The sequence below is a fragment of the Pedobacter aquatilis genome (assembly GCF_030409415.1).
GTDB lineage: Bacteria > Bacteroidota > Bacteroidia > Sphingobacteriales > Sphingobacteriaceae > Pedobacter > Pedobacter aquatilis.
The window spans coordinates 135,833-158,481 of sequence record NZ_JAUFPW010000034.1 but is presented as its reverse complement, the minus strand read 5'-3'; the positions used below and the strand labels follow the sequence as shown (position 1 = coordinate 158,481).

Genomic DNA, 22,649 nt, shown 5'->3' with positions numbered 1-22,649 from the left:
ATTATGAATAGCGTTTTAGAAGTCTGCGCAAACGGCTATGAATCTGCATTAGCTGCACAAAACGGTGGTGCAAAGCGTGTAGAGTTTTGTGATAATTTAGCCGAAGGTGGAACTACACCGAGCTATGGCCAAATTGCTTTAGCGAAGAAAAATTTAACGATAGAGATTTGGCCAATCATTCGTCCGCGTGGTGGAGATTTTTTATATAACGACTTAGAGTTTGAGTTAATGATTGAAGACATAAAAGCCTTTAAATCATTAAATTGCGAAGGTATAGTTACAGGAATTCTTTTAGCTAATGGAGGTATAGACAAAGAAAGAATGCAAACCCTAATAAACATAGCAGCACCTTTAAAGATTGCATTTCATAGAGCCTTTGATATGAGCAACAATATGGAACAGGCTCTAGAGGATTTAATTGATTTAGGAATTGTTCGAGTGCTCACTTCTGGCGGCGCATCATCGGCAATCAATGGAACTCAAAGATTAGCAAAACTCGTAAAACAAGCCAATGGAAGAATTGAAATTATGCCTGGCGCAGGTATAAACAGCAATAACTTAAAAGCCCTTATAACTGAAACCGGCGCAACTAATTTTCATGCATCTGCAAAAGAATATGTTCAAAGCAAGATGCTATTTAGAAATACAGATACCAAGATGGGCAGTATCGATGATGAATATCAATATGAGCTGACATCAACTGAAAAGGTAAAAGGATTAGTTGATATTTTAAATCAATAAACATACATTCCTAGAAAGAATACCACTTTAATTATAAAATCAGCACAATACAATTAATTGATTAATTTTCAGATAATTAGTAATTTTACTGAACTATCCATCTAAACAAATTAATCATGAAAAATTCATCAATTTTAATTGGTGTAATCCCACTATTAGTGGCATGCCAATACAACAAACCGAAAAGTAGAGATATCTTATCACCCGACACAAGTAGTTCTCCATATATAGTTAAGCAGATTAAACATTGGCAAGTTGGTACAGACAGCACCAATTCTATAAAAATGTTAAAATTACTTAAAGGCTTTGAGAGGTTAGATACCGCAATGATGAGTGTAGATATGGCGGATACTGTGATTTTCTTTTTGGATGGTTATAGATTTGATGGGCATAAAAAACATCTTTTAGAGCAAATGGAATTTGAATTTAACCGAATGACCAGTTTTAAAATAACTGTTTATGAGGTAGTACCATTAATTAATGACAAAGAAGAATCTGTAAACCTTTGGTACGAACAAATTAACATTACCAAAGAAGGAAAAATAGATACGGTCTATCTATACAATAAAGTTAAATTTTCTAAAGGAAAAGTTGTTGAATTATTAGAGTACATACAACACCCTGCACACGTAATTCATTAAATCCTATCCTATTAAATACTGCCTGATTTATGTGCTTCTATTCCAGGAACGTAATTTAAGCCCGGTGTAAGCCAATGCAATAATATTACTCTTGAATATCTATAATTAATTGGGGATAAAAGAAATACGCCGACTAAAATCAAAGCAACATAATACCACAAGTTTTCGTAAATAAGTGGTAAACCTAACACGTAAGATGCTACTCCAATTGTTATAATTTCTGCTACATTCATAGCGTAGCTCACAAACATTGCTACGTAGAAAAAACCAGGTTCGCGTTCAAATTTTAAATTGCAATAAGGACAATTTATATTAGTTTTTTGAAGCTTAAATGCGTAAGCATTCCCAGTAAAAATATCGCCCTTTCTACATCTAGGACATTTACATTGAATTACAGCCTGGAATTTTGTTATTTCTGCCATGGTTAATTTCTATACTGCAAAGGTACATTCTAAAAATTTGGCAAAATATGATTTACATCATATTTTATGGACACTACAATTTATATATTTTACCCTGATTTAAGCTTATCAAATTTTTATCTGCCAGATTTTTAACCTCTCTAATCACCGTTTCAACTCTTAAGCCTGTCAAATCTGCTAAATCCTGACGAGTTAGATTCAAGCTCTCTCCCTTTTTATGATCATTAAAAAGATAATTGATTATAATTAGCAAACGATGTTCTGCTTTTTCATTTGCCAGTTCCTCCAGCATCATCGATTTATAGAACAAACGATTACTTAAAGTCTTGATTAAACTCATGCTATATTCAGCATCTGTTTTTATTAAGTTAATGTAGTTTTCCCTGCTAACGCTTACAATCTCCGAAGGTTTATTAACAATAGTAAATGCCAGGTATGGTTTATCCACAAGCAAAGCTGGTTCTCCAAAATACTGCCCAGATTTAAATATTCCCTGTATAAATTCCTTCCCATCATTATTTACAGTAACCATTCTTACCTCACCCATCTTAACAAAATAGACATGTTTGGGTTGCATTCCAGGTTCATATATAACCGAATCTTTTGGATATTTCCGCACCGGACATCCCATATCAATAAGTTTTTGGATATCCATACTTCTGGTTAACCTTTAAGCGTTTCCTTCATTAATCGGGTATAAAATTCTTTTAAGCTAATGCCCATGGCTGCAACTTGTTGCGGAATAAAACTTGTTGCGGTTTGTCCCGGAATGGTATTAATTTCTATAAAATAAAATTTGCCGGTTTCATGCTCTAAAAAGTAATCGATGCGCACAACACCCCTGCAATTTAATTTTTTATACACATCGGTTACAACACGATTTACACGATCAACCTCCTCTTCACTCATGTTACCCGGTGTTATTTCTTCGGTTGCGCCAGGCGTATATTTCGCTTCGAAATCAAAAAACTCATTAGCCGGAATAACTTCTGTTGTAGGCAGCACAATAATGTTTCCTTCAGCACCAAAAACTCCGATAGAAAATTCCCTGCCGCTCACAAATTCTTCAATAAGCACTTGTGTATCTTCCTTAAAAGCTTTAGCAACTGCATTTTCTAAATCATCAGCATGTTTTACTTTACTCATGCCAATACTACTGCCACCACTATTTGGCTTTACAAAATATGGAAATTTTAAATCTTGCTTTATCTGATTGAGATTATAACTTCCATTTTTAAATATTTGCACCGATTTTGCAACATTTAAATCATCAATACCATTAACAATTGCTTTTGTATAACCTTTATTCATTGTTATGGATGATGTTAAGGCATCACAAGTGGTATAGGGAATGTTTAGCATATCAAAATAACCTTGCAACTTTCCATCTTCTCCAGGAGAACCATGAATGGCGATGAAGACACCATCAAATTTTATTTTTCTACCTTCTATGTTTAGTGAGAAATCATTTTTATCAACTTCTATTTTAACAGAATCTGCAGGCTCATAAAACCATCCTTTGTCATTAAGCATAATTTTATATACATCATACAAATCAGCATCAATATTTTGCGCAATTGTTGCCGCACTTTTAACTGAAACAACCCATTCGCCTGTAGTGCCGCCTGTTAATAAAGCAATAGTTTTTTTCATCTGGAAAATCCTTTAATAATTAGAAATTGATGTAAATATATCCTCAAAAATATAAATATCTTTGTGCAAAATTTAATTTTGATTTATAGAATTAATAGAGTTGGTAAGCTTATTGCTTAAATGCTTATTACTCATCAAGGCTATAATTAAAATTTGCCTACATTTGAGTTTCAGGCTAAACCAAAGAATTTGATAATTGATGTCTAAATTTATAGAGTACTTAAAAACAAAATCGTTCAGAAAAACACTAATTGCAGCTGTAATTACAGTTTTCGTTTTATTATTAGTTGCATTTTTTAGTTTAAGATTTTATACCAAACACGGACAAGGATTAAACGTTCCGCTTGTTAAAGGGTTATCTTTTGCTGATGCTGTTGTTAAATTAGAAGAAGCAGGCCTAAAATATGAAGTAGATTCTGTTTATATTATGGACCAGCCAGCGGGTTTAGTTATAGATCAAGACCCAGATGCAAATACATTTGTTAAAGATAACAGAACCATTTATTTAACGATAAATACAGCTAATACACCAAACACCAAATTTCCTGATATTGCTTTTAAAACGCTTAGAGAAGCACAGGCAATTATCGAAAGTTCTCGTTTGAAGCTTGGCGATACTACTTACAAAGCAGATGTTAGCCGTGATGTTGTTTTAGAAGCAACATTTGGCGGGCAAGCTATACAGGCAGGACAAACCATCCCGGTAGGTTCTAGAATTAATTTAGTTTTAGGTGATGGAAGAGGGAATGAAGAAGTTGATATTCCACAATTAATTGGTTTAACAATTGATGAGGCGAAATTCAGTTTAAAGGGTTCTGCTTTAACTTTGGGTAATATTATCTACGAAGGTGAGATTACGGATAGTGCAAACGCGGTAATCACTAAACAAGACCCGACACCGGTTGATTCACTTACAAAAGTTGCCATCGGTACAAAAATTAACATCACCATATCTAACAAACAACAATAATCTTTTACGCATTACACAAATGAGCGAGATTGAAAAAAAGAGCATGACTACTGGAAAAAAAATTGCTTTAACGATTGTTGTATTGGCCGTTTTAATTGGCGGATACTTCGCGTTAAATATTTACAAACTTTATTTTGCACCAAACGTAACCGAAAATCAGAAGTTTCTTTACATCAAAACGAATTCTAGCTACGATGATTTAGTTAATAACTTAAAAGCGAAGGATATTTTGAATAGCACTTCATCATTTGCAAGTGCCGCTGGTAAAATGAATCTCCCAACCAATGTTAAACCTGGTCGTTATCGTTTAAAAAAGGGAATGACAAACCGAACTTTAATTAACATGATTAAAGCCGGAAACCAGGAACCGGTTAAGCTTAAATTCCAGAACATCCGTAAAAAGGAAAACTTTGTAGCTTATTTAGCTAGTAACTTGGAAGCTGATTCTTTGAGTTTTATTAGCTTATTAGATTCTACAGCTATCATTAGTAAATATGGTTTAAATCAGGATAACGTTTATACCATGTTCATTCCGAATACTTATGAAATGTATTGGAATGTTTCGCCAATTGATTTTTTTGAGCGTATGCACAAAGAATACGATAAATTCTGGACTGCAGAACGTAAGCAAAAGGCTGCCAGTTTAAACCTAAATAATGCACAGGTTTATACATTAGCATCAATTGTAGATGCTGAAGCATTATATGATAAAGAAATGCCAATTATTGCAGGCTTGTACTTAAACCGTTTAAATAAAGGGATATTGTTACAGGCCGACCCAACCGTAATTTTTGCAAATGATGATTTTACGGTTAAAAGAGTAACCAATAAATTATTGCAGGTTCAGTCTCCTTACAATACCTACAAATACGCAGGTTTACCTCCAGGACCAATTATGATGCCTAGCATTAATGCAATTGATGCTGTTTTAAACTACAATAAGAACAATTATATTTATATGTGTGCCAAAGAAGATTTTTCTGGTTACCATAATTTTGCAGAAACTAAGGCAGAACACGAAATTAACGCGAAGAAATATCGTGATGCTTTAAACAAAAGAAACATTTTTAAATAATGTTTGTACACGAAACAAAGGTTAAAGTTCGCTATGCGGAAACCGACCAAATGGGTGTTGTTCATCATGGAAACTATGCTCTATACTATGAAATAGCCAGAACTGAATGTTTTGAAGCTTGTTCTGGTATAACTTACGAATCAATGGAAGCTGAAGGTGTTATGCTACCCCTATTAGAATTACAATCGAAGTTTTTAAAACCTGCACTTTACAACCAGGTTTTAACAGTTAAATCTATTGTAAAAGAACTTCCAACAGTAAGGCTTAATGTTGAATATGAAATTTACAACGAAGAAGAAGAATTAATTAACATTGGCAAAACGGTTCTGGTTTTTGTAGATAAAACAACCAGAAGACCGTGCCATCCGCCTAAAAATTTTATGGCTGGGGTTACGCCTCACTTTGTATAAATAATTAATGGAATGGTTACACAGGCAATTATTAAACTTCAGGTTCTACACTAAATTTATAGCGTGGACTAAAGTTTGCGTGTTGCCTGGTTTTAGCCCTCTACCCCTTTTTACAGTTGCAACTTTCTTTTTTAGAGAGATAAAAAAAGAATCGCTTGTAAACAAATCATCGTCTTTGGCTTACAGTTTCATGCTTGCCATATTTCCGAGCATCATCTTTCTATTTACATTAATTCCATTCATACCTATTTCTGGCTTTCAGGATAAACTTTTGAGCCTAATCGAACTGATTTTACCACACAATGCATTCGAGGCATTCGAAACTACTTTAAAAGACATTATTAAAAACCAAAACAGGGGTTTATTATCGTTCGGTTTTTTATCGGCTATATTTTTTGCAACGAACGGTGTTCAAAACCTGATGAAAGCATTTAACAAAGCATCATTGGTAATCGAAACCAGAGGTTGGTTAAGACAAAGAATGGTAGCTTTAATTTTAACCATGATAATTTTTTTCTCAATTATCATTTGCATTAGTGCAATGGCAATTGGAGAAGTACTTTTAAATTACATTAAAACAGAACTTCACATCAAAGATAGTTTGGCTGTTTATGCGATACAGTTAACTCGATGGACTTTACTGGCTGCGCTTTATTTCATCACAATTTCTATACTTTATCGGTATGGACCATCGCATGCAAAAAAATGGAAGTTGTTTAGTGCGGGTTCTTGGCTGGCTACAATTTTAGCTTTTTTAACAATCTGGGGATTTTCATTCTATATCAATAACTTTGGTTCTTACAACAAAGTTTACGGCTCCATCGGGACTTTAATTGTTGTAATGATTTGGCTTTACCTTAATTCGCTAATTTTATTAATCGGTTTTGAGTTAAATGCTAGTGTTGATGTTAGCAAAAGAAGTGTAAAAATTATCCGCCCTAACTTTAACTTATTCAAAAAAACTGCTCCAATTGAGGAAAACATTTCCAAGAAATAATTTTTTTCTTCCTCTGTGTTAAGCAATTATCAATTTTATATAAAAAAAAGTTCATCATAGTTTGCAGATTTAACCAGAGTTTGTACTTTTGCCTCCGGAAAGCTGGCAGAGTGGTCGAATGCGGCAGTCTTGAAAACTGTTGACTGTCATAGGTCCGGGGGTTCGAATCCCTCGCTTTCCGCTTTAAAAGCTAGGAAAATCCTGAATCGAAAGATTTCAGGATTTTTTTTTGAGCTTTCCTTTTAGATTCTTAAGTTTTAAATAATTTCGCAAATACATAAATTATTTAGAACTATTCTAAATAGAATTTCAATTAACAAAGCGCTTTATGAATTTTTCCAACTATCTTGCCGATAATTGGTTTATCTATAAAAATTACTTTTCGTTATGACTAAGAATATCTTCATTGCTTCTGCAGAACCGTATACCGGAAAATCTGTTATTGCCTTTGGAATGATTAATATGTTGCTTGCTAAAACACAAAAGGTTGGGTATTTCAAGCCGATTATTGCACAAGATGATGCCAGTCAAAAAGACAAGCATGTAGAAGCCATGCTCGATTATTTTTCACTACCTGTTAAGTATGAAGATGCGTTTGCTTTTAATAGGCAAGATATGTTGCATGAGCATCAAAACAGTGGTGATATCATTAATACAATTATCACTAAGTATAAAAAATTAGAAGATAATTATGATTTTACCGTAATTGAAGGAAGTGATTTTCTTGGAGAAGGAATGGCTTTTGAATTTGAATCGAACGCTTTGGTAGCCAAAAACCTTGGCGCACCGGTTTTAATTGTTGTATCAGGTAAGAATAAAACTGCAAGTCAGCTTTTTAAATCGGCAATAAACATATATAGAAATTTCCTATTGAGAGATGTTCAGGTTTTAGGTGTTGTTGCAAATATGGTCAATGCGGATGAAGCTGATCGTATAAAACAAGCATTAACCAATCAATTGCCCCCAGAATTATTAATTGCTGTAATACCAATAGAAAGTAGCTTGCAAAGCCCAACAATGAAGGAAATTACAGAAACTTTAGGTGCAGAAGTGTTATTTGGAGCTGATTTAATGGAAAACCAGGTTGATAATTTTGTTACCGGAGCTATGATGTTGCCAAATTTTCTAAGGCATATTAAGGATAATTTGCTCATTGTAACTCCAGGCGATAGAGGTGATATTATTATCGGTTCCTTACAAGCAAATTTATCAGCCAATTACCCAAAAATTGCTGGAATTGTATTAACTGCCGGAAGTTTGCCAGATGAACCAATGATAAAACTTATTGAAGGTTTGCAAACCATAATTCCGATTATTTCTGTACAGAAAGGCACCTTCGAAACAACGACTGCGATTGGTTCTATTCATTCAAAAATAACGATAGATAATAAAAAGAAAATTGCTGTTGCTATAGAACTATTTGAGAAATATGTAGATATTAAAGCGCTTGATGATAAAATTATCACTTTTAGTTACCAAGGTATTACACCACACATGTTTCAATATAATTTGGTTAAATGGGCTAAAAGAGATAAAAAGCACATTGTACTGCCCGAAGGAAATGACGAAAGAATACTAAAAGCCGTAGAAAAATTAATTGCTCAGGATATAGTAAATATCACATTATTGGGAGACCCAGTAGAGATTGGTACATCAATTAAAAGATTAGGACTTAATTTAGATGTAAACACCATAAACATACACAACCCTACTCAATCAACTCAATATGATGATTATGTGGAAACTTTGTATGAACTACGTAAGAACAAAAATGTGAATATGGAAATGGCTAGAGATATGATGACTGATGTATCTTATTTCGGCACAATGATGGTTTACAAAGGCGATGCAGATGGAATGGTTTCTGGAGCAGTTCACACTACTCAACACACCATCAGGCCAGCTTTACAGTTTGTTAAAACTAAGCCAGGTGTTTCTGTCGTTTCATCAATATTTTTTATGTGTTTACCAGAGCGTGTAGCCATTTTTGGCGATTGTGCAGTCAACCCTAACCCAACAGCGCAACAATTGGCAGAAATTGCTATTTCATCAGCAGAAAGCAGCGCTAAATTTGGTATCGAGCCAAGAATTGCAATGCTCTCCTATTCTTCAGGAAGCTCTGGTGAAGGCGAAGATGTTGAACGTGTACGAGAAGCAACTGCAATTGTTAGAGCCAAACATCCAAAATTGAAAATTGAAGGCCCTATACAATATGACGCAGCAGTTGACCCATTGGTTGGAAAACAAAAATTACCAGGTTCTGAAGTTGCCGGAAGAGCAAGCGTGTTAATTTTTCCTGATTTGAATACTGGAAATAATACCTATAAGGCGGTGCAAAGAGAAACGGGTGCATTAGCAATTGGTCCAATGCTGCAAGGATTAAATAAGCCTATAAATGATTTAAGCAGAGGCTGTACTGTAGACGATATTTTTAATACAGTGGTTATCACTGCAATTCAATGTCAGGATATAATGTAATTATAAAATAGCAATTTACCATAATAAAAAATGCAAATGAAGATATGTGGCTTATTCCATTTGATCTTTAAAAAGCAAGAAATATCTACAAATGAATATTTTAGTTATCAATTCTGGAAGCAGTTCCATCAAATATCAATTATTTAAAATGCCTAGCCCGAAACCCGTTTGCAGTGGTTTGGTAGAGCGTATCGGTATCGAAGGTTCTTTTATAAAACATTCTGTTTTTCCTAGCGGAGAAAAAATTATAATAGAAAAAGATGGTTTTATATCAAACCATGGAGAAGGTTTAAAGCAGGTTTTGAGCTTGTTATCAGAAGGAGAAAATGCAGTAATTACAAGTCCAGATGATATTGCAGCCGTTGGTCATCGTGTAGTGCATGGTGGAGAACATTTTACCGGCGCAACAATCATAGATGACGAAGTAAAGCATCAGATTAAGAAATTATTTTCTCTGGCTCCTTTGCATAACCCCGTAAATTATAAGTGTATTGAAGTTGCAGAACAAACTTTTCAATCGGCAAAGCAAATTGCCGTTTTTGATACCGCATTTCATCAAACCATCTCTCAAAACGCATATCGCTATGCAATTCCTGAATGGTATTACAAAGAACATGGCATTAGAGTTTATGGTTTTCATGGTACAAGCCACAAATATGTTAGTGAACAAGCTGCTAAATATCTTGATAAGGTAGATTCGAAAATCATCAGCGTTCACCTAGGGAATGGGTGTAGCATAACTGCAATAAAAAACGGAAAATCTGTAGATACAAGCATGGGCTTTGGTCCGTTGAGTGGCTTAATGATGGGAACCAGATCAGGAGATATAGATCCATCTGTTATTTTTCATTTAATGGAACATTCTGGATATACGCTTGAACAACTGAGTACCTTATTAAATAAACAATCCGGTTTACTAGGCGTTGGTGGCTCCAGCGATATGCGAGACATAAATAAACTGGTTAAAGAAGGCAATGAAACTGCTAAACTTGCACTTGAAATTTACGCATATAGAATCAAAAAATTTATTGGAGCTTATGTGGCTATTTTAAACGGAGTTGATGCCCTGGTATTTACTGCTGGTGTTGGAGAAAATGATGCCGAAATGAGATTTTCAGTATGTAAAAACCTAGATTATTTAGGGATAACTATTGATGTAGCTAAAAATAAAAATTTTAAGGGCGAACTGTTAAATATTAATAATGATAATGCAAAGGTTGAGGTTTTAGTTATACCAACAAATGAGGAATTTGAAATTGCAAATCAATGCTTTAATCTTTTAAACTAATAAATTCAGGTCAATCCTGCACCTAATTCATTAAGAGTAGTTTCAATGATAGTTTTTATTATTTTTGAAACCATTTTTAAAATTTATGAGAAAAATAATTATCGCTATAGTACTTCTATTAACATTCAATGCTTGTAAAAAATCCATTCCAACTGCAGATGCTATTAAACTTAATGTTTACACTACAAAAATATTAAACGCAAATACTAACGAGCCCGAAACTTTATACTGGTACGTTAGATATATTGAAGCAGGTGGCTTATACTATTATACTTCTACTCAACGATTGATTGATTTTAGAGGGTTAAAGTTTTTATTTAGCGTAGAAAAGCCAACCGAATTGAAATCAGCCAACCAAATTGATGATATTGTCGTCCTTATCAGTAATTTAGAGGGTGATATAGTTAAGGACCTTAAATAAAAAAAGGGATTTGCCAGAAGCAAATCCCTTTTTTTATTTATGCAGAAGCACTAAGCTTTGGCTTCTTTACCTTCTCTCGCCTTATTAATCTGAATGTTTATGCGTTCTAAAACATCATAAATATCAAACGGTTTGCTAATATAATCATCGGCAAATGCATCTATAGCTTTTTGTTCGCTGTTATTCTGTGCAGACATTACTATAATTGGGATGTGTTTAGTAAAAATATCTGTTTTTAAATCTTCGCAGATTTCAGCTCCGTTTCCATCAGGTAACATTACATCAAGTAAAAACAAATCTGGCATTGCATCCTGAATGTTCTTTTTTAGTTCTGAAAATGTTGATGAAAGTTGAAGTTCAAATCCCTCCTCTTTTAAAAGAATTTCGATAACATTTCTGATTTCTTGATCATCTTCTAAAATGTGTATGCGTTTTTTTGACATGGTTCAAATTATTGTTTTGGTTTAAATATCGCAATTTTTACTATACGATAGTAACAGTAACACCTAAACTTTCTAAATGTTTTACAATTTGTTCAGAAATTCCCTTATCTGTTATAATATGATCAATTTCTTCTAATCCACAAATTTTTCCGAATCCTCTTTTTCCAAATTTTGTCGAATCGGCAAGCACAATTGTCCTCTGAGAAACATTAATCATTTTCCTGTTTAAATGTGCCTCCATTGCATTTGTAGTCGTTAATCCGAAATCTAAATCTATACCATCTACCCCCAAAAACAACTTATTAAAATAAAAATCGCCCAAAACCTGTTCAGCATAACTTCCCATAACCGATGATGAGCTTTTTCTAAGTAAGCCACCCAATTGTATCACTTCTATACTATTTTCCCTCATTAGTTCTAGGGCAACATTTAATGCAGATGTTACAACTGTTAGGTTAGCCCCAGCCGGAATATTCTTGGCAAAATATAATACAGTTGTGCCTGATGCAATTACAATTGATTCATTTTCATTTAACAATTGAGCAGCAGCTGCACCAATTTTATTTTTTTCTGAGGATTGAAGTTTTTCTTTCTCATTAACAGGTCTATCTACTGTATAAGGATTATTCATGGTGGCACCGCCATGGGTCCTAAACAAAAGATTTTTATCTTCGAGGAGTTTTAAATCCTTTCTTATCGTAACAGAAGATACTTTCAGTTCCTTACATAAGTCAACAACATTAATATATTGATCTCTTTGTAAACGGCTTAAAATTAACTGGTGCCTTTCAGCTAAATTTATCATAATGTTAAGATATGTTTTTAAACGCCACAAATTAGCAATTTGTAAAATCATTTATATAAATAAAATAATAATTTTTTAACCTGAATATTATATTATTTCGATTACTATTACTTATAATTGCGTATTGTTTCGTTTTATTACCTTTTGTTTTTAAATGAATAGAATATATAATCCAATAATTGAAGATAACACGCCATGGGATATTATAATTATCGGTGGAGGAGCAACTGGCTTAGGAACAGCTTTGGATGCAACAACCCGTGGATTAAAGACACTTTTGGTTGAGCAATCGGATTTTGCAAAGGGAACATCAAGCAGGAGTACCAAACTAGTTCATGGAGGTGTACGTTATTTGGCACAAGGAGATATTAGCTTGGTTAAACATGCACTTGAAGAAAGAGGCTTACTTCAACAAAATGCAGCGCACCTAGTTAATAAAGAAGAATTTATCATTCCTTGTTATAGTTGGTTTTCAATAATTAAATACTTAAGTGGATTAACTATTTACGACTGGTTATCAGGCAAATATAGCTTTGGAAAATCTAAGTTATTATCTAAAAACGAAACTTTAAAATTAATGCCTGAGATTAAATCAAAAGGTTTAAAAGGCGCCATAAGTTATTTCGATGGAAAATTTGATGATGCAAGATTAGCTATAAATATTGCACAAACTGCTATAAATTATGGGGCTACATTATTAAATTACACCAAAGTAACTGCGTTACAAAAACAAAATGAAGCAGTGATAGGCATTGAAACTGAAGATGTTTTAACAGGAAAAAAGAATGCTTTTAAAGGAAAAATAATTATTAACGCTACAGGGGTTTTTGTTGATGACATCTTAAAAATGAACAATCCAAACTCTAAGAACATGGTTCGTCCAAGCCAGGGTGTTCATATTGTATTAGATAGAAGTTTTTTAAATACTAAATCTGCCTTAATGATTCCAAAAACATCGGATGGCAGAGTGCTTTTTGCAGTGCCTTGGCATAAGCACTTATTGGTTGGAACAACAGATACACCAATAAATGAGCATAGTTTGGAACCTAAAGCTTTGAAAGAAGAAGTAGATTTTATATTAGCAACTGCATCTTCTTACTTCAACAGAAAACCAATTGAAAGTGATATTTTAAGTGTTTTCTCAGGATTAAGGCCTCTTGCTGCTCCATCTAACAATGATGCTAACAATACAAAAGAAATTAGCCGCGACCACAAATTACTAATATCTGCAAAAGGCTTAATTACAATTACGGGAGGTAAATGGACAACTTATCGCCGCATGGCAGAAGAAACGGTTGATTTAGCTATATCTCATGGTGGTTTGGCTGCTAAAAATTGTATTACAAGAAGCTTAAAAATTAATGGATGTACTGATTTTAAAGACGGAAGCTACTTGGATATTTATGGCTCTTATAAATCAAATATTCAAGAATTAATGATTAATGAACCAGATTTGTGTGAAAAATTACATGCTGATTTTCCTTATAACAAAGCAGAAGTTGTTTGGGCGATTCAAAATGAAATGGCCGAAACGATTGAAGATATTTTAAGCCGACGTTTAAGGGTTTTATTTATTGATGCTAGGGCTGCGATGGAAATGGCTCCTGTAGTCGCTTCAATTTTAGCGAAAGCGTTACACACCAACAAAGATTGGGAACAACACCAAATTGAAATTTTTAATAATTTGGCGCTAAACTACATTTACAATAATAATAAAGAAACGCAAGCGATTCTAACCGAATAGTACTTAACCTAATATTGAATTATGAGCAAGTTTATCTTGTCTATCGACCAAGGAACCACCAGTTCGAGGGCAATTATTTTTAACCATGATGGCGGCATTGTTGCCATTGCACAAAAAGAATTTACACAGATATATCCGCAAGCAGGTTGGGTTGAGCATGATCCGATGGAAATATGGTCTACACAGCTTTCTGTTGTTGCAGAGGTTATTGTAAAAGCAGGATTATCTGTTAAGGAAATAAATTCAATCGGAATTACAAATCAACGTGAAACTACAGTTGTTTGGGACAAAGAAACTGGTGCGCCGATTTATAATGCTATAGTTTGGCAAGATAGACGAACATCTGCTTATTGCGATGAAATAAAAGCGCAAGGTTTATCGGAAAAAATTCAGGAGAAAACTGGGTTAATTATTGATTCTTATTTCTCAGCAACAAAAGCGAAATGGATTTTAGAAAATGTTGACGGCGCAATGGAAAAAGCCAAGGCAGGAAAACTTGCTTTTGGAACAATTGATACTTGGCTAATTTGGAAATTGACAGCTGGAGTAACCCATGTTACCGATGTTACAAATGCATCGCGTACTATGCTGTACAATATCCATACGCTTGAATGGGATAATGAATTGCTTGAATTATTTGGCATTCCGATGGAGATGCTTCCCGAAGTAAAATCATCAAGTGAAGTCTATGGTGAGACCGCGGGAAAGATACTCGCTGCAAAACTTCCAATTGCAGGCATTGCGGGCGATCAGCAATCGGCATTATTTGGTCAAATGTGCACCGAAGTTGGCATGGTGAAAAACACTTATGGCACAGGTTGTTTTATGTTGATGAATATTGGAACTGAAGCGAAAATTTCAGCAAATAACCTGCTTACCACAATCGCCTGGAAAATCAACAATGAAGTTCATTATGCTTTAGAAGGTAGTATTTTTATTGGTGGCGCAGTTGTACAATGGCTTAGAGATGAAATGGGATTAATTTCAAAATCTGCCGATGTGGAAACACTCGCCAAAAAAGTTAGTGATACGCAAGGCGTTTATATTGTTCCGGCTTTTGCAGGTTTAGGCGCACCACATTGGGATCAACATGCCCGTGGTACAATTACGGGTTTAACTCGTGGTACTAATAAATCGCACATTGCCAGAGCAGCACTGGAAAGTATTGCATACCAAACGATGGATGTTTTAAAAGCGATGGAAGCCGATGCCGGAGTTAGTATAGCCGAATTAAGGGTTGATGGTGGTGCAACAGCGAATGATTTATTAATGCAGTTTCAAGCTGACTTATTAAATAGCGAAGTAGTTAGGCCGGATGTAACTGAAGTTACTGCAATCGGTGCTGCATATTTAGCTGGTTTAGCAACAGGCTTTTGGGATAGTATAGAGCATATACGCTCGCAATGGAAAATAAACCAAACATTCTCCGCAACCGAAGGAATTGATAATACAGAAAGAATTAAGGGATGGAACCGGGCGATTAAAGCTGCCAGAGTTTGCGCAGAAAATTAAAAAGTTCATTAATTGATTTAACCAAATATAAAAATGACAGAGTTTGTTGCAGAATTTATTGGCACAGCGCTAATTATTCTTCTCGGTAATGGAGTTGTTGCTAATGTTGTTTTAAAAGATACAAAAGGCAACAATAGTGGTTGGATGGTAATTACAACTGCATGGGCGCTTGCAGTATTTGTTGGCGTTGTAATAGCTGCACCCTATAGCGGTGCGCATTTAAATCCGGCGGTAACAATTGCTTTAGCCATAACACAGAAATTTGCTTGGATTAAGGTTCCATACTACATTTTAGCTCAGTTATGTGGTGCAATGCTTGGATCTATTTTGGTATGGCTAATTTATAAAGATCATTTTGATGCTACAGTTGATAAAGGCTTAAAAGCTGCCCCTTTTGCTACTTCTCCAGCCATTAGAAACTTAAAATCCAATCTTTTATCTGAAATTATTGGAACTTTTGTTCTAATATTCGTTATTTTCTACTTCACGAATGCAGAAATGGGAACAGAAAAAACCCCAATTGGTTTAGGCTCTATTGGCGCAATTCCGGTTGCTTTTTTAGTTTGGGTAATTGGTTTGGCCTTAGGCGGAACAACAGGATATGCTATAAACCCAGCCCGTGATTTAGGTCCAAGAATTATACACAGCATCATTCCAATGAAGGGAAAAGGAAGTAGTGATTGGGCTTATGCATGGGTACCGATTGTTGGTCCGATTTGTGGGGCAGCATTGGCAGCTTTGCTTTACTTTGCTTTAAATTTTAAGTATTAATACGATTTAGCAGTAACTGTAACAAAGAATTAACAGTCTTTTTCCCTTTATAAATATCGCATTAAAATCAAATATTTAATACCTTTGACTAATTCATTCATGTTTGAGCGCATGTTTGGGTTTAGATATAGGATAGGCCGAGTGCCTATCCTTTTTTGTTTATTAAACTAGATTAAGTTTTTTTGCCCAAATCAATTTTATCTTTGAAAAGATTCTAAACTCATCTATGAGAAATAATTATTCATACGCCCAAATCTTTTTAAGACTTGCTTTAGGCGGCTTAAGCTTCATTTATGCTGTTTTAGATAGGATTGGATGGCTCGATCCTGCTGATGGAAATATTGCATGGGGAAACTGGAGAGCCTTTTTGGATTATACTCATCTCTTATTACCCATACTTGATAGAACATTGTCTGATATTTTTGGATGGACTGCAACAATTGGAGAAGTTATATTTGGTGTTTTATTAATTATCGGATACAAAACAAAATTGGCGGCATTCGGCAGTTTTGCTCTATTGCTAAGTTTTGGTATCTGCATGGCATTATCATTAGGGCTAAAAGCACCATTTAATTACTCTGTTTTTTCTGCAAGCGCAGGCGCTTTATTACTGTCTTGCTTAACAAATTATAAATGGAGCATTGATAATTTGACTAATAAATAAATTACCCAAAAGTACTTTTTGCCTTTTCAATTGCTTTTTTCAAATCAATACCTTTACCTAAAACGCCTTTAAACAAATCACCTTCAGATTTCAATCTTTCAAGTGTATTATGAATATTGAAATCTGTCATTTTTAAACCAGGTTTTACTTCGGTCCAATCTAAAGGCATTGAAACAGTTGCTCCAGGCTTTGGTCTTAAAGAATATGGTCCGGCGATGGTGGCTCCAGGCCTGTTTTGAAGAAAATCCAAATACATTTTCCCTTTTCTGGCCGAGACCATCCTTTCTAAAGTTGTAAAATCAGGAATCTGTTTATTAACCAAACTCACAATAATTTTCGCAAACATCTGACTTTGATCATAACTGTATTTTGCACCAAGCGGAACATAAATATGAATGCCAGTTGAACCAGAAGTTTTAGGAAAACATGGAACATCAAGTGCGTCTAAAACCTTTTTTGTTTCGTTGGCAGCTTCTATAACTTTATCGAAAGTATGCTTATCAGGATCTAAATCAATTACACAATAATCAGGATTATCTGGTTTTTGTATTCTACTAAACCATGGGTTCATTTCTATGCAGCCTAAAGAGGCCATCCATAGTAAACTATCTACACCGTTTCCTACCAAATATTCTTTATGCTCTCCATCCCCATTTTCGTAAGGGAAAGTTTCTGCCCAATCTGGCGCTTTGCCTTTTACATCCTTTTGATAAAAACTTTTCCCATTTATTCCACCTGGAAAACGATTTAACGACTGAGGCCTATCTTTTAAATACCTTAAAATATAATCAGCAACCTGATAATAGTAATTAAACATATCTCTTTTACTGATTTTTTCTTTTGGCCAATAAAGTTTGCTTAAATGTGTAAATTTCAGCTCATGCCCTTTAATTTTTCGAACCTGCGTTTCATCTTTAGGGTTTAATAAAGTTTTTGGCTCTTGAGTTTTTGGTGGTTTTAAAGCCTTAGAATGACTATCCTCTTTATCGTCCGTAACAACTTTTTCTCTTGATATTTCTTTTTCCCGACTTACATCTTTTGCTTTTTTATCTTCCCGCATCCCTTGAAAGGAAGGGTGACGGAAAACGCCGTCATCGGTAACTTCAGTAAAAGAAACTTCGCAAACTAATTCAGGTTTTAACCAGGTCACTTTCGCCTTTGGCGGATTTGGTCTGAATCTAGATGGTTTATTCACATCTGGAATTTCATCAAAAGGAATCTTATCAGTAACTAATGGATTGAAAGATTTAATCATTTCTTTCTGTAATTTATCAGAAAAGCCTGTTCCTACCTTACCAACATAATGAAGTTTTTTTCCTTCATAAACACCTAATAATAGCGAACTGAATGACTTTGACGTATCATCATTTTTGGTGTATCCGGCAATTATAACTTCCTGCCTTTTATTAGCTTTTATCTTTAACCATTGCTTTGATCTTTTATCGGAAGTGTAAGTACTATTTGATTTTTTTGCAATAATCCCTTCTAAGCCCATTCTTGTAGCCGCATCAAAAAAATCTATACCACTGGCTTTAAAAACCTTACTCAATCTTATTCTATCGTCATCGGTTGGTAATACATCGGCAAGAATTGCTTGCCGTTCTGATAATGTTAAATCCATCAGGTTTTTATTATTATACCAAAGCAAATCGAAAACATAAAAGATAAGTTCCCCATCTGCCTCGCTTCGCCAATTTTGCAGGGCACCAAAATTTGAAACTCCTTTTTCATTCAGTACCAAAATCTCTCCATCAAAAACAGCATTTATTTTCTGTTTTTCGAGTAAGTTATAAATCGGGTAAAATTTATCGTTAAAAGATTTATTATTTCTGGATAGCAGCTCTACCTTACCCTTATTTACAAATGCCAGAGCCCGATAACCATCCCATTTTACCTCATATTGCCATTCAACATTATCGAATGGGTCATCAATTAAGGTTGCCAACATCGGTTTTATACTTTTTGGCATAGCACTTTTTGGTGCCTTGGCGAGTAACTTTTTTACGTCGAAGCCTTTTTCAGTATCTTCTGATTTTATTTTTTTCTCTAGCTTATCTTGTTGTGTTTTTTTTGATGATTTAATTTTTTCTTCGTGACCATCTTTCCAAATCATTTCCGATGTTTTTTCCACCGTTTCGATATCCTTACCAGAAAGCACGGATTTACCATCCTTTGTAATATCTTTTATTGAAGCAAAATCGTCTTTATGTTTTATCAATAGCCACCCATTCTCGCCCATTCCATTTGTTTTTACCAGTGCAAATTCTCCTTTTAACTTTTTTCCGTGGAGTTTAACTTTTAGCGATCCCTCGTTGAGCTGTTTTAATAAATGTTTTTCCTGAGCTTTCTTGCCTTTTATAGCCTCAATTGGCTCGTAAGTTCCTTCATCCCAAACAATAACAGTTCCACCGCCATATTCTCCTTTCGGGATTATACCTTCAAAATTCCTGTAATCAAAAGGATGGTCTTCAACCATCATCGCCAAACGTTTATTTTTGGGGTCTGTAGATGGCCCTTTTGGAACAGCCCAACTTTTTAAAACACCATTCATTTCTAGCCTAAAATCATAGTGTAAACGAGATGCATCATGTTTTTGAATCACAAACATCAACTTTGTTTTACTTAAACTCTTGCCAGATTTAGGTTCTGAAGTTTTAGAAAAATCTCGTTTCGATTTATATTTAGCTAAAGTCATACTAATTGTTTTAACATAAAAACCAAAGAGCAATAGAAAGGTTTTACTTCTGTGAACTTAGAAAGCTTCAGCGAAGGCTAGCCTTTTTAATGAAACATTAGTTAACATTTCTTTTACAGAATAAAGTATCAGATTATGAGCGTGAAAGGCACCGTGGTTATAACACTAAAAACAGGAGAAAAGGCCCTGATTTTACTAACCGAAAATAAAGCAGAACAAACTAAACTTTATCATCATTTGGCTATTGATGCTTATCAATTTAAAACTGAACTAGCTCAGGAAGAACCAAATATTAAATATATTTCTGCCGGGTTTAAAAGTGATGATGATGAAATTATTTGGGATGATGATTATATCGCTGTGCCAAATTGGTACGATAAAAACTAATGCAGAGGTGGATAAGTACATGATTGTGAATAACTAAGCTAAACAACAGATTTCATTTTTAGTTATTACAAGCATAGAACTCAAGCTTATGAAAAAGTGCATCTATGTTGTTGAGGATAATCCAAATATTAGAGAAATTATAGAATTTCTACTTACTGAAGAGCTTTACGAAGTTAAGGGCTGCAAAGACACTAAAGCCTTTTGGCAGCAAATGCAAAACCATAAACCAGACATGATAATTCTGGATATTATGCTTCCTGACGGAAATGGAATTGATATCTGCACAGCACTGAAAGGCAATGTTAAAACACATAACATACCAATTATGATGATGTCGGCAAACAACCATTTAGCTCAGGTAAAATCTAAATGTACAGCAGAAGATTTAATAAACAAACCATTTGATTTGAATGATTTTGCTTCACGAGTTGTAAAATATGCACCTAACTAAGAAAGGGAGATTATTGCTAATCTCCCTTTTTATTGGTTTTATAGTATATTATTTTACCAAAGATGCATCATATAATTTTGTATGCAGTTTAAGTAATTCTGAGGATGGCATTTTGATCACCTTTCTATCGTAAGTCATGTAACCATTTATTTCCCCCTCTACATCCGTAGTTTGCGTGTAAACCGCTGCAGATAAACCCAAAGGAATTAACTCAATCATTCTATCTGTAAAAGTTTTGTATTTGGCCAGCATTTCATCTGCAGTTTTAAAACTTTGATAGCCCCAATTATTTTTATTTTGCCAGGTATGACCAGTTACTGGTAAGCCTAAACCTCCAAATTCACCTAAAACCAAAATGGTATTTTTACCAAATAAATCTGACCTAGGCATTGCTGGTTGCGGATAATGATGTAAATCTGTAAAATGCCCGGTATTGAAAAAGTTTCCACCACTTGCACTATTTACCAAACGCGATGGATCTTTTTTCATCGTCCATTCGGTAATTTCTACAGTTTTGAATTGTCCCCATGCCTCGTTAAAAGGTGTCCAAACAACAATGCAAGGATAGTTGTGTAAAGCATCCATTATTGCTGTCCATTCTTTGCGATAGTAACTTTCTGATTCTTGAGTTCTTTTTTGTTCAGTTCCTCTGCCAACAATACCAGGATTTGGTTCCCAACCGTTGCCCAAATCACCGCTAGGCATATCTTGCCAAAGCAACATTCCAATCTTATCGCAATAGTTATAATATCTTGCAGATTCTACTTTAATGTGCTTTCTTATCATATTGAATCCCATATTTTTAAGCTCATCAATATCAAACTTCATTGCAGCTTCTGTTGGTGGAGTATATAGTCCATCAGGCCAAAAACCTTGATCTAAAGGACCATATTGAAATAGAAACTTATTATTCAGAAACATTCTTTTTATGCCATTTGCATCAGTTCCTGTAGAAATTTTTCGCATTGCGAAGTAACTTTTAACCTCATCAATAACTTTACCTTGTCTTACAACACTAATTTTTAAATCGTAAAGAAACGGACTATCAGGCGACCAAAGTTTTGGTTTATTAACTGAAATTAATGCTGTAGCGCCAGGCTTAACTTGGTTTTGAGATAAAACCTTCCCGCCTTCTAAAACCTCAATTTTAACCAAATCCGCAGCTTGCGCAGATGCCAGATTTGTTATAACGGAAATCGTTCTTGCATCAATATCTGGTGTTTGCTTTGTGTTAATGATGTGAGTTTTAGAAACACCTTCAATCCAAACGGTTTGCCAGATTCCAGTTACTGGTGTGTACCAAATACCTTCAGGTTTTTTAACTTGCTTTCCTCTCGGTTGAGGTCCATCATCTGTTGGGTCCCAAACTTTTACTTTAATTTCCTGATTATTACCACTTTTTAATAAGGCAGTTATGTTGAAACTGAATGGGTCAAAACCGCCTTCGTGTTTGCCAGCAAGCTTTCCATTTACATACACTTCAGTTTGCCAATCTACCGCACCAAAGTGTAACAAAACATCTTTACTTTTTAATGAAGAAGAAATTGTAATGTTATTTCTATACCATAAAACACTGTCTTTCCCAACAGTTTTACCTACACCAGAAAGCGCAGATTCTACCGCAAAAGGAACAAGAATTTTTCCATCATATTTTGCAGGTTCTGTAGCAGATTTTGGAACAATTGCATATTCCCATAAACCATTCAAATTTTTCCAATTGTTATCTCTTGATAATTGTGGTCTCGGATATTCTGGCAATACAGCATCGGGATTTACTTTCGAAGCAAAATCAGTTACAATTTTATCTTTTTTAAAGGCCCAATTGGTTTGAGCATGAACTCCAATGCTTAAAAACAAGCTTAAGGGAATAAGGAATTTATTGAATTTCATTATATATATGCGGTTAAAAAGTAAATATAGTAAAACCTTTTACCTGCATCATTTTACAACAAATTATTTACCAAACCCCATTCAAAAAGAAAGCCCTTTATTGCAAATGCAAAAAGGGCTACTTTAAACTTAATCAATTCTCTTATTATGAACTGACTAAATTTGTACAATGTTATAACAACTTGATTGGC

At 34.4% G+C, this 22,649-nt stretch carries 22 protein-coding genes and 1 tRNA gene; 16 read left to right on the top strand and 7 right to left on the bottom strand.

Annotation, left to right across the window (positions count from 1 at the left end; translation table 11 throughout):
- The first annotated feature begins 3 nt into the window (after positions 1-3).
- Together QWY86_RS16675 and QWY86_RS16670 are read left to right on the top strand one after the other, a co-directional pair.
- The gene (locus QWY86_RS16675; protein ID WP_290243665.1) at positions 4-741 is read left to right on the top strand and encodes a copper homeostasis protein CutC; all 738 of its coding nucleotides are present in this window, start codon (positions 4-6) and stop codon (positions 739-741) included.
- A 116-nt stretch (positions 742-857) separates the two neighbouring features.
- Positions 858-1,382: a hypothetical protein gene (locus QWY86_RS16670; protein WP_290243663.1), complete on the top strand. Its 525-nt coding sequence runs from the start codon at positions 858-860 to the stop codon at positions 1,380-1,382.
- Positions 1,383-1,393: 11 nt separating this feature from the next.
- Here QWY86_RS16670 and QWY86_RS16665 read toward each other — a convergent pair whose 3' ends face one another.
- From QWY86_RS16665 to QWY86_RS16655, 3 genes are all read right to left on the bottom strand, one after another.
- Positions 1,394-1,804 carry a DUF983 domain-containing protein gene (locus QWY86_RS16665; RefSeq protein WP_290243662.1) on the bottom strand — a complete coding sequence of 137 codons (411 nt, stop codon included), beginning with the start codon at positions 1,802-1,804 and terminating at the stop codon, positions 1,394-1,396.
- Positions 1,805-1,877: 73 nt separating this feature from the next.
- The gene (locus QWY86_RS16660) at positions 1,878-2,459 is read right to left on the bottom strand and encodes a Crp/Fnr family transcriptional regulator (protein WP_290243661.1); all 582 of its coding nucleotides are present in this window, start codon (positions 2,457-2,459) and stop codon (positions 1,878-1,880) included.
- Positions 2,460-2,467: 8 nt separating this feature from the next.
- A complete protein-coding gene (locus QWY86_RS16655; protein ID WP_290243659.1) occupies positions 2,468-3,457 on the bottom strand; it encodes a D-alanine--D-alanine ligase in 990 nt (329 codons plus the stop codon).
- Positions 3,458-3,656: 199 nt separating this feature from the next.
- Here QWY86_RS16655 and QWY86_RS16650 point away from each other — a divergent pair, with 199 nt between their 5' ends.
- The 8 genes from QWY86_RS16650 (at position 3,657) to QWY86_RS16615 (ending at position 11,096) form a co-directional block, all read left to right on the top strand.
- Positions 3,657-4,427 carry a PASTA domain-containing protein gene (locus QWY86_RS16650; RefSeq protein ID WP_290243657.1) on the top strand — a complete coding sequence of 257 codons (771 nt, stop codon included), beginning with the start codon at positions 3,657-3,659 and terminating at the stop codon, positions 4,425-4,427.
- A gap of 19 nt (positions 4,428-4,446) precedes the next feature.
- A complete protein-coding gene (mltG, locus tag QWY86_RS16645) occupies positions 4,447-5,502 on the top strand; it encodes an endolytic transglycosylase MltG (protein ID WP_290243655.1) in 1,056 nt (351 codons plus the stop codon).
- Positions 5,502-5,912 carry an acyl-CoA thioesterase gene (locus QWY86_RS16640; protein WP_290243654.1) on the top strand — a complete coding sequence of 137 codons (411 nt, stop codon included), beginning with the start codon at positions 5,502-5,504 and terminating at the stop codon, positions 5,910-5,912. The genes mltG and QWY86_RS16640 overlap by 1 nt, the downstream gene beginning before the upstream one ends.
- A gap of 7 nt (positions 5,913-5,919) precedes the next feature.
- Entirely contained in the window at positions 5,920-6,909 is a 990-nt protein-coding gene (locus tag QWY86_RS16635; RefSeq protein ID WP_290243653.1) for a YihY/virulence factor BrkB family protein, read from the top strand.
- A 96-nt stretch (positions 6,910-7,005) separates the two neighbouring features.
- A tRNA-Ser gene (locus QWY86_RS16630) sits at positions 7,006-7,090 on the top strand.
- A 206-nt stretch (positions 7,091-7,296) separates the two neighbouring features.
- On the top strand, positions 7,297-9,387 hold the full coding sequence (gene pta / locus QWY86_RS16625; RefSeq protein ID WP_290243650.1) for a phosphate acetyltransferase: 2,091 nt from the start codon (positions 7,297-7,299) through the stop codon (positions 9,385-9,387).
- 91 nt (positions 9,388-9,478) lie between these two features.
- Entirely contained in the window at positions 9,479-10,675 is a 1,197-nt protein-coding gene (locus QWY86_RS16620) for an acetate/propionate family kinase (RefSeq protein WP_290243648.1), read from the top strand.
- 85 nt (positions 10,676-10,760) lie between these two features.
- Positions 10,761-11,096, top strand: a complete 336-nt coding sequence (locus QWY86_RS16615) for a hypothetical protein (RefSeq protein ID WP_290243646.1) — start codon at positions 10,761-10,763, stop codon at positions 11,094-11,096.
- 50 nt (positions 11,097-11,146) lie between these two features.
- Here the strand turns inward: QWY86_RS16615 and QWY86_RS16610 are convergent, their stop codons facing one another.
- Together QWY86_RS16610 and QWY86_RS16605 are read right to left on the bottom strand one after the other, a co-directional pair.
- On the bottom strand, positions 11,147-11,539 hold the full coding sequence (locus QWY86_RS16610) for a response regulator transcription factor (protein ID WP_290243644.1): 393 nt from the start codon (positions 11,537-11,539) through the stop codon (positions 11,147-11,149).
- 40 nt (positions 11,540-11,579) lie between these two features.
- The gene (locus QWY86_RS16605) at positions 11,580-12,344 is read right to left on the bottom strand and encodes a DeoR/GlpR family DNA-binding transcription regulator (protein ID WP_290243642.1); all 765 of its coding nucleotides are present in this window, start codon (positions 12,342-12,344) and stop codon (positions 11,580-11,582) included.
- Positions 12,345-12,498: 154 nt separating this feature from the next.
- Here QWY86_RS16605 and QWY86_RS16600 point away from each other — a divergent pair, with 154 nt between their 5' ends.
- The 4 genes from QWY86_RS16600 to QWY86_RS16585 all read left to right on the top strand — a co-directional run bounded on the left by QWY86_RS16600 (position 12,499) and on the right by QWY86_RS16585 (position 17,035).
- Positions 12,499-14,088 carry a glycerol-3-phosphate dehydrogenase/oxidase gene (locus QWY86_RS16600; RefSeq protein WP_290243640.1) on the top strand — a complete coding sequence of 530 codons (1,590 nt, stop codon included), beginning with the start codon at positions 12,499-12,501 and terminating at the stop codon, positions 14,086-14,088.
- 21 nt (positions 14,089-14,109) lie between these two features.
- A complete protein-coding gene (gene glpK, locus QWY86_RS16595) occupies positions 14,110-15,600 on the top strand; it encodes a glycerol kinase GlpK (protein WP_290243638.1) in 1,491 nt (496 codons plus the stop codon).
- A 33-nt stretch (positions 15,601-15,633) separates the two neighbouring features.
- Positions 15,634-16,371, top strand: coding sequence for an MIP/aquaporin family protein (locus tag QWY86_RS16590; RefSeq protein ID WP_290243635.1), 738 nt, complete (start codon positions 15,634-15,636; stop codon positions 16,369-16,371).
- A 226-nt stretch (positions 16,372-16,597) separates the two neighbouring features.
- Positions 16,598-17,035, top strand: coding sequence for a MauE/DoxX family redox-associated membrane protein (locus QWY86_RS16585; protein ID WP_290243633.1), 438 nt, complete (start codon positions 16,598-16,600; stop codon positions 17,033-17,035).
- A 1-nt stretch (position 17,036) separates the two neighbouring features.
- Here the strand turns inward: QWY86_RS16585 and ligD are convergent, their stop codons facing one another.
- Positions 17,037-19,730 carry a DNA ligase D gene (ligD, locus tag QWY86_RS16580; protein ID WP_290243632.1) on the bottom strand — a complete coding sequence of 898 codons (2,694 nt, stop codon included), beginning with the start codon at positions 19,728-19,730 and terminating at the stop codon, positions 17,037-17,039.
- 135 nt (positions 19,731-19,865) lie between these two features.
- Here ligD and QWY86_RS16575 point away from each other — a divergent pair, with 135 nt between their 5' ends.
- Together QWY86_RS16575 and QWY86_RS16570 are read left to right on the top strand one after the other, a co-directional pair.
- Positions 19,866-20,117 carry a hypothetical protein gene (locus QWY86_RS16575; RefSeq protein ID WP_290243630.1) on the top strand — a complete coding sequence of 84 codons (252 nt, stop codon included), beginning with the start codon at positions 19,866-19,868 and terminating at the stop codon, positions 20,115-20,117.
- An 88-nt stretch (positions 20,118-20,205) separates the two neighbouring features.
- A complete protein-coding gene (locus QWY86_RS16570) occupies positions 20,206-20,568 on the top strand; it encodes a response regulator transcription factor (RefSeq protein ID WP_290243627.1) in 363 nt (120 codons plus the stop codon).
- A gap of 48 nt (positions 20,569-20,616) precedes the next feature.
- On the opposite strand, the gene QWY86_RS16565 is transcribed toward QWY86_RS16570, so the two are convergent.
- Positions 20,617-22,458: a glycoside hydrolase family 2 protein gene (locus QWY86_RS16565; RefSeq protein WP_290243625.1), complete on the bottom strand. Its 1,842-nt coding sequence runs from the start codon at positions 22,456-22,458 to the stop codon at positions 20,617-20,619.
- Positions 22,459-22,649: the final 191 nt, after the last annotated feature.